At 36.8% G+C, this 16,659-nt stretch carries 13 protein-coding genes; all 13 read left to right on the top strand.

The window, feature by feature from the left end:
- Positions 1-183 precede the first annotated feature (183 nt).
- The 13 genes from IT6_RS09575 (at position 184) to IT6_RS09515 (ending at position 16,618) form a co-directional block, all read left to right on the top strand.
- Positions 184-1,620, top strand: a complete 1,437-nt coding sequence (locus IT6_RS09575) for a sugar transferase (protein ID WP_206826354.1) — start codon at positions 184-186, stop codon at positions 1,618-1,620.
- A 181-nt stretch (positions 1,621-1,801) separates the two neighbouring features.
- Complete coding sequence (locus IT6_RS09570) at positions 1,802-2,842, top strand: hypothetical protein (protein ID WP_206826352.1); 1,041 nt, start codon at positions 1,802-1,804, stop codon at positions 2,840-2,842.
- Between the two features lie 20 nt (positions 2,843-2,862).
- Entirely contained in the window at positions 2,863-4,008 is a 1,146-nt protein-coding gene (locus tag IT6_RS09565) for an SLBB domain-containing protein (protein ID WP_206826349.1), read from the top strand.
- Between the two features lie 6 nt (positions 4,009-4,014).
- Positions 4,015-6,222: a GumC family protein gene (locus IT6_RS09560; protein ID WP_206826341.1), complete on the top strand. Its 2,208-nt coding sequence runs from the start codon at positions 4,015-4,017 to the stop codon at positions 6,220-6,222.
- 9 nt (positions 6,223-6,231) lie between these two features.
- Positions 6,232-7,452 carry a carbohydrate binding domain-containing protein gene (locus IT6_RS09555; protein ID WP_206826333.1) on the top strand — a complete coding sequence of 407 codons (1,221 nt, stop codon included), beginning with the start codon at positions 6,232-6,234 and terminating at the stop codon, positions 7,450-7,452.
- Positions 7,397-8,890: an O-antigen ligase family protein gene (locus tag IT6_RS09550; RefSeq protein ID WP_206826332.1), complete on the top strand. Its 1,494-nt coding sequence runs from the start codon at positions 7,397-7,399 to the stop codon at positions 8,888-8,890. Before IT6_RS09555 ends, IT6_RS09550 begins: the two co-directional genes overlap by 56 nt.
- A complete protein-coding gene (locus IT6_RS09545; protein WP_206826330.1) occupies positions 8,887-10,047 on the top strand; it encodes a glycosyltransferase family 4 protein in 1,161 nt (386 codons plus the stop codon). Before IT6_RS09550 ends, IT6_RS09545 begins: the two co-directional genes overlap by 4 nt.
- 13 nt (positions 10,048-10,060) lie before the next feature.
- Positions 10,061-11,131: a class I SAM-dependent methyltransferase gene (locus tag IT6_RS09540; protein ID WP_206826328.1), complete on the top strand. Its 1,071-nt coding sequence runs from the start codon at positions 10,061-10,063 to the stop codon at positions 11,129-11,131.
- 14 nt (positions 11,132-11,145) lie between these two features.
- On the top strand, positions 11,146-12,039 hold the full coding sequence (locus IT6_RS09535) for a glycosyltransferase family 2 protein (RefSeq protein WP_206826326.1): 894 nt from the start codon (positions 11,146-11,148) through the stop codon (positions 12,037-12,039).
- Positions 12,040-12,073: 34 nt separating this feature from the next.
- On the top strand, positions 12,074-13,267 hold the full coding sequence (locus IT6_RS09530) for a glycosyltransferase family 4 protein (protein WP_206826323.1): 1,194 nt from the start codon (positions 12,074-12,076) through the stop codon (positions 13,265-13,267).
- 7 nt (positions 13,268-13,274) lie between these two features.
- Entirely contained in the window at positions 13,275-14,207 is a 933-nt protein-coding gene (locus IT6_RS09525) for a class I SAM-dependent methyltransferase (protein WP_206826321.1), read from the top strand.
- A 547-nt stretch (positions 14,208-14,754) separates the two neighbouring features.
- Positions 14,755-15,180: a glycosyltransferase family 4 protein gene (locus IT6_RS09520; protein ID WP_206826319.1), complete on the top strand. Its 426-nt coding sequence runs from the start codon at positions 14,755-14,757 to the stop codon at positions 15,178-15,180.
- A gap of 34 nt (positions 15,181-15,214) precedes the next feature.
- The gene (locus IT6_RS09515) at positions 15,215-16,618 is read left to right on the top strand and encodes a hypothetical protein (RefSeq protein ID WP_206826317.1); all 1,404 of its coding nucleotides are present in this window, start codon (positions 15,215-15,217) and stop codon (positions 16,616-16,618) included.
- Positions 16,619-16,659: the final 41 nt, after the last annotated feature.

Genomic DNA, 16,659 nt, shown 5'->3' with positions numbered 1-16,659 from the left:
TAATGGCGGTAGCTTTTATTCGTTTTAACACCATTTTTTAGAATACCTCTCAAAGTAGAGATACTGTTCTTGATTTTCCCTTTCCTTTTCAAACATCCATATTGGGGATAAAAGTGGGTGGAATAGGGCGCTCTTTGTTTTTTCTGATTTCAGTCCTGAATATGGGATTCGTTAGAAATGGTCATGGTGAGCAATATTAAATTTTCTCAAATCAAACAGGACAATTCCCTGTGGCCTTGGAAGGGAAAAGTAGCCATTTTTTTTGATTTTCTTTTTCTTCTCTCTGGATCGGCTATCGTGTATTGGGCTAGATACAGTACACTTTATTGGCCTAAAAATCTCCTTCCCTTACTCAGCCACCGGCATACAGCAATTTTTCTTCTTTTTATCTTTACTTCCTTTCTGATGCTTCATCAAAAAGGCATCTATGATCTTCGGAAGACTTTAAGCCCGGCTGAAGAAACAAAAAAAATTTTTTGGGCTTTGACTCAATCCGTTGCGTTCTTGGTTGTCGTACTCTTTGCGGGCCAGATTTTTATTTCTAGAAAACTTTTATTAGGGCTTTGGCTCTTTAGTATTATTTCTCTTCCTGGTTGGCGTTTTATTTTGAGAACAATCTACTCGGGAGATCTTAAAACAGGCAATTCTTGGATTCGAGCCATAATCATTGGAACGGGAAAATATGCTAATAAACTCGAAAGTTATTTTGAGTCCAACCCGTTTTTAGGCATAGCTGTCTGGGGGAAGATATCTCCAGGTAGTGAAGAAAATAAAGAGAAAAGTATTGAAAAGCTACCTGAAATTCTGGATCGCTACTGGATTGATGAGATTATTATTACTGAGCCACTTTCCTTAAAACAGATGGAATCAATCGTTATAGAAGCGATCAAAAGAAAAAAAAGAGTCAAGCTATTTTTACCTTCTCTTTCTGAAACGCTCAATCCCTATTGGGAAAAAATGGAATTTTTTGGTGAAATGCCTTTAGTTCCCCTTTGCGATCAATCGATTCCTTTATTTTATCTTTTCCAAAAAAGACTTATAGATATCCTTGTTTCTGCTACTGGATTGCTTTTATTAAGCCCCTTTTTTCTCTTAATTGGAGCGATCATTAAATTACAGGATGGGGGACCTATCTTCTATTGTTCAACAAGGGTGGGAAGAAAGGGAAGAAGATTTTCTTGTATCAAATTCAGAACCATGACAGTGGATGCAGATAAAAAAAAGGAAGCGCTGAGCCATCTCAATGAAAGGATTGGTCCTATGTTTAAGATCACTAATGATCCAAGGATAACTCCTTTAGGAAGGTTTTTAAGAAAGTATAGTATCGATGAACTTCCTCAGCTTTTCAATGTATTAATTGGTCAGATGAGCTTGGTGGGGCCTAGGCCTCCAACGCCCGATGAAGTCGAAAATTATGAAAAATATTCTTTAAATTACTATAAAAGGTTGGATGTTAAACCAGGATTAACCAGCCTTTGGGCTGTAGAAGCACGCAATGATCCGAATTTTGAAAAAGCCATTGAGCTTGATTGCAAATATATTGAAGAATGGACTCCATGGCTTGACTTAAAAATCATCTTCAAAACGATTCCTGTAGTGTTTCGGGGAGAAGGAAAATGAATTTCTTTAGAAAGATTCATTTGTATTAAAGATTTTCTTAAAAATAATATTTTTTTTCTTGTCATTTTCATGGAATCAACTAAAAAATTAACAACGGTGTTTAAATTTTAACTTATTGGTAGAAAAGGGAAATGTAGGAGTATGCATTGTAAAAAAAATAATCAATCAGAGCGAAGAAATCATGAAAAGAAACACCCATAAAATCTTAAGAAGTCCTGTTTATAGATTAATAGTTTCAGGAATAATTGTGGGGATGCCCTTAATGGGACCAGCCATTTTTCCCTTCTCCATAACAAGAGTTTGGGCCGAAACTCTTGCTACTCAATCAATCGGGATGGTTCAAGGAACCGGAACAATAACTCAGAACCACCTGGATATTCCTCTTTCTGGGGGAAAGTTTCCTTTAGCCAATGGAGCAAAAATTACGACTGAGGCGGGAGTAATCCGAGTTCTTTTTCCGGGAAGAAATTGGGTTCAACTTGGTCCATATGGTTCGATGATGATCACAAAAAACCAGACGGGTTATGTCGTGAAAATTGAAGGAGGGGAAGTAAAGTTTCATCTTAACGAGGGCAGTAATGTTAGTTTTGAAGCCCCTACTTCAAGATTCCTTTCTACAGATCAAGCAATTAATGATGGGTCTATTTTAGTGACTTCTTCAGATATCATTTCCGTCTCGATGAAAAAAGGAGAAGTTAGGGTTGAAGACCTCGCAAACAAAAAAGAATTTTTAGCCAACTCTGGCAATCCTGTTGTTCTAGGAGCTAATTCATTGGAGATTATCCCAACATCTTCAGATGAAATTGTCGCCGAAGGAAGTTCAGAACTTCCTTCGGGTGCGGTTCCACTTTATGGGGCTGATGGGCATTGTGTGGGTTATATGACTAAAAATGGAGGCTTTGTTTCTGCTCCAGGAATTGTTCCTCCTCTTTCGCATCCTATAAATCAGGTTTCACTGAGCAAGGTACCAAAGCTACCCCAAGGAGCTAAGCCTCTTTTTGACAAGCATGGCAAATACATGGGGTATGCGGACAAAGGGCTTTTTGTTTACGACGATCCTCCTGATGATAATAATGATAAAAGAAAAAGAAGAAGAGCGGCTGCGATCATTTTAGGAACACTTGCTGCCGGTGTGGTGGGTTTTACTGCTGCGGGAATAAGTGGTGCTTTCACATCGCATCCTGGAGCACCTGTTACTCCTGTAACACCGTTCCATCCCTAATACAAAGTTAAAATAAAAAGATGCTTGGCCTCTTCGAAAGAGGATTTTGGAAAAAAGGAATTCTCCTAGTGGGTTCCTTTTTTCTTTTTTTGGGAGGAATCGCTTGGGGGAATTCCCAAAAAGACATTCCCGTAGCCTTGCCTGTAACCCCAGAAGATGCGAATAGCAAGATCAACGAAATCATTCTTATGCAGGCAAGTCAGACACCTGAAGAAAGTGGAGTGCCTTTAGGTGATGGGGATCTGATCGAGATCCATGTGGCTGATTTACCTGAGCTCTCTAATATCAAAACTCGAATAACCCCTGCTGGCACTATCCTCTTGCCTTTACTGGGTCAGCTTCAAGTCGAAGGGCTTACGGCTGAAGAGTTGCATGAACTACTTAAAACTAAACTTGGCGAAAAGTACCTTAAAGATCCTCAGGTATCCGTTTCGGTGGTAGAAATGAAAAGCCATAGGGTTTCAGTGATGGGAGCGGTAAATAAACCTGGGGTATATGAAATGACCAATCAGCTTCGGGTTGTTGATGCCCTTGGAATGGCTGGAGGATTAAGAGAAGATGCTTCGACAACAATTTATCTTATCCGCTCACCTAAGAAAAAACAAGCCAATTCCATCCTTTCGCAAGCTGGAGATAAAAAGAAACTTAAAGAAGAAAATTCCAATCCGGTAAGCCAAAGCCAAACTCAGCCAGACATAAAACAAAAGACTCAAAAAGAAGGCATTCTTTCTCAAATCAGGCCTTTTATCGTTGAAATCGATCTTAAAGAGATGATCGATGGAAAATCAGAAAGGAGTAATTTTCTTCTTATCCCTGGAGATGTCATCCAAGTTCCTCCTGCTGGTGCCGTCTATGTGGGAGGCGAAGTAAAGAATCCCAAAGGAGTTCCTCTTAAGGGTGGAACATTAACCGCTTACCAGGCGATTATTGAAGCGGGAGGGCCTAACGATAAAGCGAACATGTCTAAGGTTAAAATTTATAGAAAGTTACCTAACGGACAAAAAAAAGTCATTTTGATTGATTTAAGCCGTAAAAAAAGAGATTATAATGATTATCCCCTTCAAAAAGAGGATGTTGTAGTTGTAGGAACGAATGGTCCTATGGCGGTCCTTGTGGGGATTAGAGATACGATATTTTCCAGGCTTTTTTTGCCCATTCCTTACTGAGGATTTATGTCTGAAGAATTACAAAAAAGACCGCAAGACGATCTAGCGGTCGATGGCAAAAATGTTCAGCCCACCGAAGTTTTGCTTTCTCCCTATGAGTCTTCAGACCTGGATTGGATAAAAGAAAAACTTTGGGATATTTACAGATTTAGAAAACAAGCTTTGCTTTTTTTTCTTGTTTTCTTATTTGCTGTTATTCTTTTTACTTTTACCCAAAGGCCTATCTACCAGGGAGAATCAGTCGTTAAAATCAATTCTACGAAGTCTGAAGTTGTTCCTTATAAACAAGTGAGCAATGATGAACCAGGCCTTTTTGATTGGGAAACCTTTTTTAAAACCCAGTGCGAAATTATTAAAAGCCGGTCCTTGGCTCAACGGGTCATTGAAAGACTAGATCTTGAAGAACATTTAGACTGGATTGGTTTAAAACAAAAGAAAACCATCTCTATATCTTCTGAAAATCTTTCTGAAGTCGTTCAAAATAACCTTCATGTTTTACCTGTACGTGGAACAAGGCTTATCCGAATCTGTTATGACAGTCCCAACAGTTTCGGAGCGATGCAGGTTGCCAATGCTTATGCCGAATCTTTTATTACTTTTGGACTGGATAGAAAACTCGAAGCCAATCGGCATGCAAGGCAATTTCTTGCAGAGCAGATCGAACTAATCAAAAAAAAGGTGACTGAATCTGAATCCAAGCTTGCTCGTTTCATGGAAAAAACAGGTATCGTTAAGCTTCCTGGGATAAACAGTTCTCCTACTGAAAAAGAGTTGGCTCAGGTGGGAGAGGCTCTTTCCAAGGCAAGATTTGAAATGATCAAAAAACAAGTTTTTTATGAACGGGCAAAGAACGGCCTTGATTCGGGGAAAAGTGTCACTATTCCTGATAACCAATACACCATGGATCTGAAAAAAAATCTTCTTAAAGAACAAGCGAAATACCGTGAACTAGAAGAGATATATAAAGATGATTACCCCAAAATGGTTAGACTTAAAGCCGGTATTGAAGGTTTAAGCCAACAGCTTACGGATGAAAAGCAAGCAGTCGTAGAAAAACTCGAAGCGGAATATGAAGCAGCTAAAAAAAATTTCGAATCCTTGGAAGAGGAATGGAAAAGAACTCTTGTTAAACTTAGAGATGAAAACACTCTTCTTGCTAAGTATGCCATGCTTAAACGTGAAGCGGACGCAAACCAACAGATGTATATGGGTCTTTTAAAAAGACTAAAAGAAACGGATATCACCTCAGCCTTAAACTCAGGGAACATAGAGGTGGTAGAAACTTCCCGTGTTCCTCAAAAACCAGTAAAACCCAAAAAGGCGCTGAATCTTTTATTAGGCCTAGTTGGGGGTTCTGTTGGAGGAATTAGTTTAGCTTTAGGCCTAGCCATGTTAGACAATCGGTTTCGGGGCAAAGAAGACATTGAAAAAGTTCTAAAAATTCCTGTCCTTGGCGTCATTCCTGATATTGAAAAACTAAAAAAAATGCAACCCCTTGTATACGAGGGAGACATTCCATATGCTCTCATGAGCTATACCTTACCCGAATCAGAAATCAGCAATGGTTTTCGAAGCATACGAACTCTTCTTCACTACACTATTCCAGGACGACGTCCACAGGTTATTACCATTACCAGTACCCTTGAAAGTGAAGGGAAAAGCGGCACAACGGTTAACTTGGCAACCGTTCTTGGCCAACAGGGAACGGTATTAATCATTGATGCGGATTTAAGAAGGCCAGCAATGCATAAAACGCTGGGATTACGACCTAGACCAGGGCTTTCTGAAATCCTTACAGGGCAAGCACAGGTAGAAGAAGCTGTACAGTCCACTTCCCTACCCAATGTCTGGGCAATAGTAGGAGGAAGAGCTGCGATACATCCGGCCGACCTTCTGGGAGCTGAATCTTTTGCCCAGTTATGCCGTTATCTTAGAGAATATTTTGCTTATATCCTTATTGATACTCCACCAATGCGGGGAATGCCAGATGCCACAATTGTCAGTATGCAATCGGAAGGAGTTCTTTATGTCATAGAAGATGGGAAAGATGATCGAAAAGAAGTCCAAAATAATATAGAAGCTTTTTCTAGAATTAATTCTCGAGTATTAGGAATTGTTTTAAACCGGGCTGATCCACTGAGCCATTCCTCTTACTATTATTCCTACAAGTATAAATCTCCAATTCCTCCTGAGTCCCATGACCTCATTCAATAGGAAGAGTTAATGTTTAAAAATACTTTAAGACTGAATAACTCAGTTGAATCTTTTCCTGTTTTTCAGATTTTCATTGTTCTTTATTTGGTCTTCCTTTTAGGATTATCTTTTTTTCATATTTTTGATAATCCTTCCTTAAGGCCATTAAATTCTTCTTATTGGTTAAAAGAAGCTGAAAAACAGCTCTCTGAAGGGAATGAATCTCGGGCCTTGTCAATTGTCCAGTATGTAGCAGCAAGATGCGGACCGGTGAGTCCCACAAGGCTCAATATTGCTGAACTATTAATCGAACTGAACAGACCAGAACAGGCTTTAGTTGAACTTAAATTTGTCTTTGAAACCGATGATGAGCTAAGGAAAACAGCCGTTTACTTAGCTAAAAGTATACTCGGAGTAAATGGAGGACTTGCCCTTATAGATAAAAATAAACCTAGTTCCTTATCCGCTTATCTCCTATTGGCTATTGATCAAAAATGGATTGAAGAGGCTAAGACAGTATGGAACATGGGGACAACAGTAAGTAAGAATTTTTTTGATCAAGAGATTTCTAAAAAATATGTAAACTTTTTAATCAGCGCTAATGAGCTTCAAGAAGCAAAAAGAGTGTGGAACTCCCTTATGAATTCTGATGCCATGGTCTGGAATGGGGATTTCGAAGAAAGTTTTCAAAACTGGGGGTTTGGTTGGAAATTTCATCCTCGCAGTTCATTCATGAAAATAAAACAAGATGAGCAAATGGCTTTTTCTAAAAAAAATTCTTTGTCCATCGAATTTATCGGGATAGACCCAAACCATGATCATGTGCTTGTCGAACAGCTCATTGTGCTCGAACCCAAAAAATATTACCACCTTTCTGGAGCAGTCAGGTTTGAAGATATAGTAAGTAGTTCAGGAATAGTTCTAGATGTGTATGACCAAAACAACGATCAGATCCTTGGGAGCACTGTCCCTGTAAGTAATAGTAAAAAGTGGAGAGTTGTTGAAACAACCTTACGGACTCCCAAAACCGTGGGAACTTCTTATCTTAGAATCAGATGGAAAGAAAGCCCAGAATGGGAAATTCCACTCTACGGTAAAGCATGGATTGATAAGGTTCAACTTGAAGAAATAGTTCCTGAAAATAAAGAATCCTCTCCCGAAGATGAAGATTCTGGAGATGAACAACAAGAAGGAGATGATCCTTTTGAAAATGACTCTCAAGAAAATCCTGAAGGATCTTCTTCATCCTAAGCCTATTCTCTACTTCGTATTCATTGTTTCTCCATGGCTTTTTGGTGCCGTAGAACATTGGGCAAAGCAATTCCTTTTCTTTTGTATTTTACTGGCTTTTGTGATGTGGACCTTCCAAAAAAAAGAAGAAAACATACGGTTTTTCCCTGGGTTTATAGCTGGGATAGTGTTTCTTTTTTACCTCTTCTTTCAAATCATTCCCCTCCCCCCTCAAGTTATCTCCTTTTTTTCTCCCAAACGTCTTGAATTAGCTAAAACTATTTCTTCTTTAACAAACTTCCCTCAAGGAATAGAATTTTCTTCTCCTTTGTGTTTATCCCTAAATCCAAAAGAATCCTACTTTTATTTACTCGAATTTAGCGCTTTAGCCCTTTATGCTTTTTTGCTCTATCAACTTCTTTCTTCTAAAAAAGAAATTTCTACTCTCATTCTTACCATGATTGTAAACGGCTTAGCCTTAACTCTATTCGGAGTGATTCAAAGAGCCACTTTCAATGGAAAGCTTTACTGGATAAGGGAACTGACACAAGGGGGAGATCCTTTTGGGCCTTATGTCTTAAGAACGCACATGGGCGGACTTCTTCTTATGATTGTTCCTATAGGGTTAGGTTTTCTTCTTTCGCAATATTCTTTTTCATTCAGTAAGGAAGAGTTTTTCTCTTTTAGAGCAAACTCTGATAAAGATTTTTTTAAAAAATATCTTTTTCTTTTTTTCCTTCTGGTTATTTCAACCGGTGTGCTCATGTCAAAGTCCAGGGGAGTGATCGGCAGTTTTCTTTTTTCCCTTTTTCTCATGGCTATTATTATCACTTTTAATGAAACCAAGAGTAAAAGGTTAAGCTTTTTCCTTTTTGCTTTTATTTTTTCAGCCGTTCTTTTTACTCTTTGGTTACCCTCAGATCTATTCCTGGAAGCAACCGAAAGAATAATCAAAACTCCGGTTAATGAAGAAGCACGAGGAAAAATTTGGGAAGAATCACTCAAGCTCTGGAAGCTTTTCCCACTCACAGGTGTTGGATTAGGGGGCTTCGAAGATGCTTTTGGGTTGGTACGGACTGTTTTTCCTGGTCCACACCGGGTTGCTCATGCAGAAAGTGATTACATGGAACTTCTTGTCGAAGGAGGGATTGTGGGTGTAATACCCGTCATGATTTTTATCAGCACAGTTATTATCGCTAATAGCTTTAAATTAAAAACAATTGATGAAAAAAACAAAAAACTAGCGATTGGAGCTTTATCTTCTTTTTTTGCTGGCCTTTTTCAGGGAGTAGCCAATTTTAATATGAGTCTTATGGCTAATATGCTTTATCTGGTAACTACAATTGTTATTTTGTCAAAGGTAGTGGAATTAGCACAACAAAAAGCTGTGGATTCGTTGCAAAAGAAACCGATGGCAGAAAAAATCCTTTCTCGGTATTTCCATGGGTCTGTTCAATGAGTATACCTGTAAACATTGCGGTTTGTGGTCGGTTTCATTACCACAATTATGTCCCCTTTTTAGCCCAAGAAGGCTATTTACAGAGGTTTTATTATTCACATCGTTTTAATCGGAAAATTCTTAAGGATTACCCTGAAAAAGAAAAAAACCTTTGGCTCAAAGAATATCTTCTACGTTTACACGCAAAAATTCTTAAGGGTAAATATCAAAATAGCCTTATATTTCATTATATTTCTCTTTGGGAAGAAGGAGTCCTTAAACATTGGACAAAAGCAAAGCTTTGGCATGTGATGCTTCATGGCACTGCTCTAAAAATTCTTCAAAGAGCACATTCAGAAGGAAGTCTTACTCTTGGAGAACCAGTTAATGCGCATCCTTATGTCTTTTCTCAAATCTTAGCCGAAGAAGATGAAAGGTTAGGTTTGCCCAAGCGTAACCATCTTTGGAAAGGAGCTCAAAGAATAGTTGAGGAAATTAAAGAAACTGATTTTCTGCTCGTTTCTTCAAAATGGGTCAAATGTAGTTTTATCAAAGAGGGTTATCCAGCAGATAGAATAAAGATTCTTCCCTATGGGGTAGATGTTTCGCGGTTTAAACCATCACCAAGAAAAGACAACATATTTAGGGTAATTTGTGTTGCACAAATCACCCCAAGAAAAGGGCAGGTCTATTTATTGGAAGCCTGGAAAAAGCTTAAGCTTCCCCATGCTGAACTTTGTCTAGCTGGGGCAATTGACGAAACGATGAAACCTATTTTATCGAGATACAAAGATATATTTCGTTACCTAGGATATTGTAGCTACGAAAAAGTAGCTGCCTTTTATCAAGATTCTTCAGTATATGTTCTTCCTTCCCTTGAGGATGGTTTTGCCGTAAGTACTCTAGAAGCGATGGCCAGCGGCTTGCCTGTGATTACAACAGATCATAATGGAGCTTGTGATGTTATAAAACAGGAGATAAATGGTTTTGTCGTCGGAATCAGGTCTTCAGAACAAATTGCTTATTGTCTTGAATATTTATACCGCAACCCTCTTCTCTGCAAAGAGATGGGAGAAAATGCCGCGTCTAGTGTCTTTCAATGCCATAACTGGAAGGGCTATGCCCAGAAGCTTATAGAAATTTACGAAGAAATGGCTTCGATAAAGATTGCTAACTAAAAGATCAAAGTGAATGAAAATCAGATTAGAACCTATAATTTTTTGTCCTATTTGTGGCGGCTCAGGCAAAACTGAAATCAAAGAGGCGACGGATCCCTATGGTGATATCCCTGGAAAATGGTCCTATAGGAGATGTCAAAATTGCTTTTCACTCTGGATGGATCCAATGCCTATTAGGGAAGATATCCCAAAGCTTTATCCTAAAGACTATTATACCCATGAGCAATCCGATAAAATCTTCTTGATAAAAAGAAAAGAGAATTTCATTTCTCAGTTCTGGAAGAAAGTATGGGTCAGTGAGCTTAGTGCAATGGGTTATCGCAAGGAATTGTCTTCACTGGGACTAAAAAGTTCATATATCGGTCAGCTATTAACTCTTTTTTCTCCAATAAAAATGGCAGCACAAGGAGAATGTCGCTATTTGGCTGGACATTCTAAAGGCAAACTACTTGATGTAGGTTGTGGAAACGGAGCATTTCTTTACTTTATGAAACAGTTAGGATGGGAAGTTGAAGGGATAGAACCGGATCCAACCGCAGCTAAAATTTGCAAGGATCTAGGTATCACTGTAATCGAATCTCCAATCGAAGAATGTAGCCTAAAACAAGAATTTTATGATGCTATTACTTTATCTCACGTAATCGAGCATCTGCCTAATCCCAAAGAAGTCCTTGTGGAACTTTTTTCTTCCTTAAAACCCCAAGGAACACTTGTCAGCATCTCACCTAATCCCATTGGCAAATGGGCAAAAATCTTTGGTCCTTCTTGGAGAGGGCTTGAGCCTCCAAGACACTTGATTTTGATTAGCCCTATAGGATTTCATTATATATGCGAACAACTAGGTATCCAAACAAGATACTGTGAATTAACAACCTGGAGAAACGAACATCTGGATATTGCCCAGAGCAAAGCGATTAGGATCCATGGTCATTGCAAAAGTTTTAAAGTCAGTCTCTTTGATAAACTTCATGGATACATCTTATCTCCTTGGAGACTATTTTTTTCTCCTTATTCTGGAGAAGAGGTTGTAGCCATATTCAGAAAAGAAGGGAAAAACCAAGGATCGGCTTTGAAATATCTTTGACTCCTGAGCCTTGCATGAATGAGCTTTTTAAAAACCAAGTAGGCATTATCATTGTTACTTATAATAGTGAAAAGCATCTTCAATCTTTGGCTGATTCTTTGCATCAAGCTATCGATAAAGATTATATAAAAAAAATAGTCTTTTCCGATACAGGTTCACAAGATCAAACGCTTGTTTTAATTCGTTCCTTATTTCCTGATGCGGTTATCATCAAACCTCAGAAAAAGGGTTATGCAGCGGGATTAAACGCTGGTATAACCTATTTTAAAAACCATTTACCTTCATTCCTATTCTTTCTCAATCCAGACATCGAAATTCCTTCTCAATGTTTTAACCTTCTCCTTGAAGAGTTGATCAAAAATGATAGCCCATCCTTTCCTATTGGAATTATAGGTCCACGCGTTTTAGCTCCAACCGCCCAAGGTTGGGCAGAAGAAAATTTAAGAAAAAGATCTTTATGGGGACTCCCTCAAATCAAACCGCATAAAGGTTATCTTTATTCTGTTCATTCGACGCACGGTGCCTGCATCCTCCTCAAACGAGAAGTCATAGAAAAAGTGGGTTATTTTGATGAAGATTATTTTATGTACTGGGAGGAAACAGATTACTGCACACGGGCAAGGAAAAAGGGATATAAGATTGTGGTGGTCAATAGTTTATTTATCTATCATCATCCTAAAGAAATTAGAACTATTCAAATAAACAATTTTCTTTTTTATCAATGGAGAAACCAGTTTCTTTTTGCTAAAAAAAATTACGGTTTTTTTAAAGGTAATCTATTTTGCCTGCTTCGGTTACCTATATTCCTCAAAGAGTTAACAAAGTTAATCAAACAAAAGAATTGGGAAGGATGTAGTAAGCTTTTAAAAGGCTATAAAGAAGGACTCTTTTCTTATTATAATGGGTAAAACAACTGCTTCCTCAAGCTTTAAACCAATAAAAGTGCTTCACTTAGTAAGCCATCCCATTCACTATTTTATTCCTTTATACAGGGAATTATCTAAAAAAAAAGAGATTGAACTGACGGTTATTTACCAATCCTTTCAATCTTCGGGCTGGCTTTATAAAAAAGATTATTTAGTAGATGTTAATTGGAATATTCCCTTCTTTGAAGGATATAATTGGGGAAAATTACCTTTAAGTGAAAAATCTGAAATTCCTCCTTTTTTTAGTGAAGGGATAAGGTTTGATATTGTTCAGGAAGTTCTCAAAGGGGATTGGGATATTCTGTGGATCCATGGTTATTATCTTATTACGAATTGGGTATGTGCATTGGTTCAAAAGCTTAAAGGCAAAGTAGTCATGCTTAGAACTGAAGACGTGCTTTTCCACCCAAGAAAAAAGTTAAATAAAATCCTAAAATATATTCCTTTAAGAATTCTTTGTAGCCTTTCTTGGGGTCTTTACATAGGAAAAGCCAATAAACAATATCTCAAATATTATGGGTTAGCCCCAGATCGACTTCGTGCCGCCCCATATTGTGTAGATAATGCATACTTTCAGGCAAAAGCTCTAGAATTAAAAAATAAAAGAGAAAACATAAGAAAAGAATTAGGCATTACAGATGGGTCTCCTGTAATCCTTTTTGTGGGAAGATTAGTCGAAGAGAAAAAACCCTTAGTACTATTGGATGCTTTCAAAAAAGTTATCCAAGAAAAAAGAGCTTGGCTGCTCTTCGCAGGGGAAGGCCCTCTAAAAGAGCTTATTCAACAAAGAGTATCCAAAGAACACATTCCCAATGTGATTCTGACTGGCTTTCTTGACCAAAAAGAATTGCCAAAAGCCTATGCCGCTTCCGATATTTTTGTTTTACCTTCGGTGTGCGATACTTGGGGACTTGTAGTCAATGAAGCGATGAACTTTGGACTTCCCATAATTGTTTCAAATCTAGTTGGATGTGCTTATGACCTTGTAAGAGAGAACGAGAATGGTTTTATATTCCAAGCAGGTGATACTCATCAACTTTATTTGTTGCTTCTACGACTTATTCAAAATGAAAAATTAAGGATCAATTTTGGAGAAAAAAGCAAAGAAATTATCAAAGACTATAATATTGAAAAATGTGCAGAACATATCGTTTCAGCCTGTATAGAAGCTAAATATAGAACTTCACGAGCATATGTTCAAATTCATTAATGGATAGATGAGAACATCCGAAGCAAAAATTCCTCTTTTTGAAAAAATTAGGGAACTTTATTCAATAGGTAAGATAAAATTTAAAAGTACCTATAACAAAGACAAACTTATTTTAAATATAGATTCTATTTTCAACGATATTAACGAATATAACCAATATCTTTTAAAATATTGCAAGAAGAATATTTATGATTCCAAAGTTTTTGAAATTGGATATGGGCCCAGACCCTATAGACTTTTAGCAATGATCAGTTTAGGAATAGATGCATATGGAATTGATTTAGACATTCCAATATATAATGGCACAATCCAGGAATGGATTAAATTATATAAAGAGAATGGATTTGAAAGATTATTAAAATCACTAATACGGTATTACCTATTTGATCTAAAAGAAAGAAAAGAGTTAGAAAAGAGGTTAAAAGCTAAAAATGGAAAATTCAGCCTTAAAAAAGAAAGACTGTGGGTGGGTGATGCCTCAAAGTTAGATATTACAGAATCTTCCTTAGACCTTATTGTTTCAGAAGATGTGTTTGAACATATTCCTATGGAATCAATGGAAATATTGCTAAAAAAAATGACACTCTGGCTTAGACCAAGAGGGATTGGGCTCATTCGACCTATGGTATATACGGGCATTGCGGGAGGACATCTTGCAGAATGGTTTCCAACAAACGTATTAGCTCACTTCAAAAGAAAAAGTCAGCCATGGGAACATTTAAGAAAAAATCGATTCCACCCAAATACTTATTTAAATAAGCTTTGGAGAAAAGATTACAGGGGTTTATTTTCTAAATATTTTACTATTTTAGAGGAAAAAGTAAAATATCCTTTGTTGGGGAAAGAATGGATGACAGAAGAAATTAAAAAGGAATTAGCTATGATTCCAGAAGAAGAATTGTTCAGTAATAATGTTCTTTTTGTATTACAAAAATCTTAATCTTTAGTAAGAATAAGAATAATTTTCATTTTTTATTTTTATGAAAATTAAAAAAACAATTTTGTTATCTAGTTATACCTTTTGGCCGACTTTAGGTGGACTTGAAACTTTTAGCAGAATTTTAGCCGATTGTTTTTAAAACAGGGATTTGAAGTAGCCATTCTAACAACAACTCCTTGTGAGAAAGATGAGTCTTTTCCTTATAAGGTTTATAGAAAACCAGATATTGCTAGCCTTTTTAAAATTTATAATTGGGCAGATGCAATTATTTTTAACCATCCTTCTCTAAGACTGGGTTGGCCTTTATTATTTTAAAAAAAAAAAAATATATTATTATTATTTAAAATTGGATTTCTTTTAATGGAATAAAAGGTTTTTTATATAAGCAATTTCTCAAAGGAGCGATAACTTGTGTTTCTGTTAGCCATAGCATAGGTGATCATTTACTTATCCCTTCATGTATAATATATAATGGATATAACAATGATTTATTTCATAATCATTCAGAAAATAACGAGAAAAAAAAGATATCTTGTTCGTAGGACGAATGGAAGTAGATAAAGGGCCTTTAGATCTTGCTAAAGCTCTAAAATTATTACAGGAGGAAGGATTAATACTTACTGCTAGTTTCGTTGGACCTGGTCCCGCAGAAAATCTTCTTAGGAATTTTATCAATCAACAAAGATTAGAAAATCAGGTATCTGTTCTTGGGAAAAAAGAAGAAGCCGAAGTCGCTGAAATCATGAGAAAACATAAAATTCTTGTTGTTCCTTCAATTTGGAAAGAACCATTTGGTATTGTTGCTTTAGAAGGAATGGCTTCGGGCTGTTTTATAATTGGTACCGAAGCAGGAGGGCTTAAGGAAGCCATAGGAAATTGTGGACTTTTATATCCAAATGGGGATTTTGTGCAACTTGCAAAATTAATCAAAGAAGTGATTAGCCATCCTTATAAATACCAAAATGCATTTTAGAAAAGTGTAAAAAAAAACATAACCCAGTGATATTGTGAGCTTCTTGATACAATTTTTCCAACAACCTCAAAAAACAGCAGCCAAAAGTGTTCAAACTCTAGACCATATTGAAAAAAAAAGAAGATTGATTGCCCATCTCATTATTTTTATCTATTTTCTTTTGATTTTTGAAGGGGCTATACGCAAATGGGTTTTACCCAATCAAGGAAGAATTATTTATTTTATCCGTGATCCTTTTGTCCTTCTATCTTATTTTTTAGCTTTTCGATATAGTCTTTGGCCAAGGCCAAATTTTGTTTTTCTCTTGGGCATTATACTTGGAGGAATGGGGATTCTACTCGGTCTTTTTCAAATCCTGTTTTCAGAACAATCCACCCTATTCGTTTTTTATGGATTAAGAAATTATTTTTTCTATCTTCCCCTTCCTTTCTTAATGGAAAGGGTAATAACAAAGGAAATGTTAACAAAATTAGGGAAATGGACACTTTACCTTTTTTTCCCTATGCTTCCACTCTGTTTTTTCCAAGTTATTTCTCCCCGTAGCTCTCCTATCAACCAGGGCTTTGGTAATGATCCCGAAACAACTTTTGCAAACTTGGGTGTTTATGGAGATATTCAAAGGGCAAGTGGAACGTTCTCTTTTGTTGTTGGAATAGCATTATTTATTGCTTGTGGCCTTGCATTTTTTATGGCTTTTTGGATAAAAATGCCCCATAAAAAACCGATTGATAAAATACTCATTCCTTTAAGTGGCATTGCTATCTTTTTAACTCTTTTAATTTCAGGTAGTAGGTTGGCTTTTTTTTCTTGTGGAATTGTAATCATTTTCAGTTTGCTGGCGGGGTTCCAATCTGGACAAGTAAGAAATACAATTATATTTATTTTCTATCTTTTTTTAGTAAGCGTTGTTGCAGCTTTCTTTGCCACGACCATTTTTACTCCTATAGTTGAAGCAATGATTACAAGATGGACTGGTGCTGCAGGTTATGAAGGAGATTTTCTTGAGATTAAAAGAATAAGTGATGATTTGCTACGATTTATAGAAAACATGGACTTTATTCCATTTTGGGGATTAGGAATTGGCAGTGGGAGCAATGCTTTTGGCGTACTAGGAAATGAGCTACCGATTTATGCCGAAGATGATTGGAGTCGACACATCGTTGATTTTGGACCTTTTATTGGTCTTCTTTATCTTTTATATCGCTTGTTTTTGCTTTTCTATATTGGCTTTAAATGTTGGTCAGCAACAAGAAAACTTCGAGATCCTCTTCCACTCACCCTTTTTGGATTTTTATCCCCAGTGTTGTTCAATGGTCAAATATCTGGACAAGGTACAATAAATGGTTTTAACTGGCTTTTTGCAGGTTTCTGTCTTGTAGCTTCCAATAAAATAAGCCTACTACAGAAAACCCCATTCCAAATGGATCAAAAAATTTAATAAATTACCATTCATCTATCAACCCATGTATTAATCTCCAC

Origin of the sequence: Methylacidiphilum caldifontis (assembly GCF_017310505.1) — a bacterium.
Taxonomy (GTDB): Bacteria; Verrucomicrobiota; Verrucomicrobiia; order Methylacidiphilales; family Methylacidiphilaceae; genus Methylacidiphilum; species Methylacidiphilum caldifontis.
The sequence above is the reverse complement of the archived record's forward strand: the minus strand, read 5'-3'. Positions and strand labels throughout refer to the sequence as shown.

Excerpts from the sequence above, each read along its gene's own strand:
- IT6_RS09575 (WP_206826354.1), top strand. The coding sequence starts at position 184 with ATGGTGAGCAATATTAAATTTTCTCAAATCAAACAGGACAATTCCCTG.
- IT6_RS09570 (WP_206826352.1), top strand. The coding sequence starts at position 1,802 with ATGAAAAGAAACACCCATAAAATCTTAAGAAGTCCTGTTTATAGATTA.
- IT6_RS09565 (WP_206826349.1), top strand. The coding sequence starts at position 2,863 with ATGCTTGGCCTCTTCGAAAGAGGATTTTGGAAAAAAGGAATTCTCCTA.
- IT6_RS09560 (WP_206826341.1), top strand. The coding sequence starts at position 4,015 with ATGTCTGAAGAATTACAAAAAAGACCGCAAGACGATCTAGCGGTCGAT.
- IT6_RS09555 (WP_206826333.1), top strand. The coding sequence starts at position 6,232 with ATGTTTAAAAATACTTTAAGACTGAATAACTCAGTTGAATCTTTTCCT.
- IT6_RS09550 (WP_206826332.1), top strand. The coding sequence starts at position 7,397 with ATGATCCTTTTGAAAATGACTCTCAAGAAAATCCTGAAGGATCTTCTT.
- IT6_RS09545 (WP_206826330.1), top strand. The coding sequence starts at position 8,887 with ATGAGTATACCTGTAAACATTGCGGTTTGTGGTCGGTTTCATTACCAC.
- IT6_RS09540 (WP_206826328.1), top strand. The coding sequence starts at position 10,061 with ATGAAAATCAGATTAGAACCTATAATTTTTTGTCCTATTTGTGGCGGC.
- IT6_RS09535 (WP_206826326.1), top strand. The coding sequence starts at position 11,146 with ATGAATGAGCTTTTTAAAAACCAAGTAGGCATTATCATTGTTACTTAT.
- IT6_RS09525 (WP_206826321.1), top strand. The coding sequence starts at position 13,275 with ATGAGAACATCCGAAGCAAAAATTCCTCTTTTTGAAAAAATTAGGGAA.
- IT6_RS09520 (WP_206826319.1), top strand. The coding sequence starts at position 14,755 with ATGGAAGTAGATAAAGGGCCTTTAGATCTTGCTAAAGCTCTAAAATTA.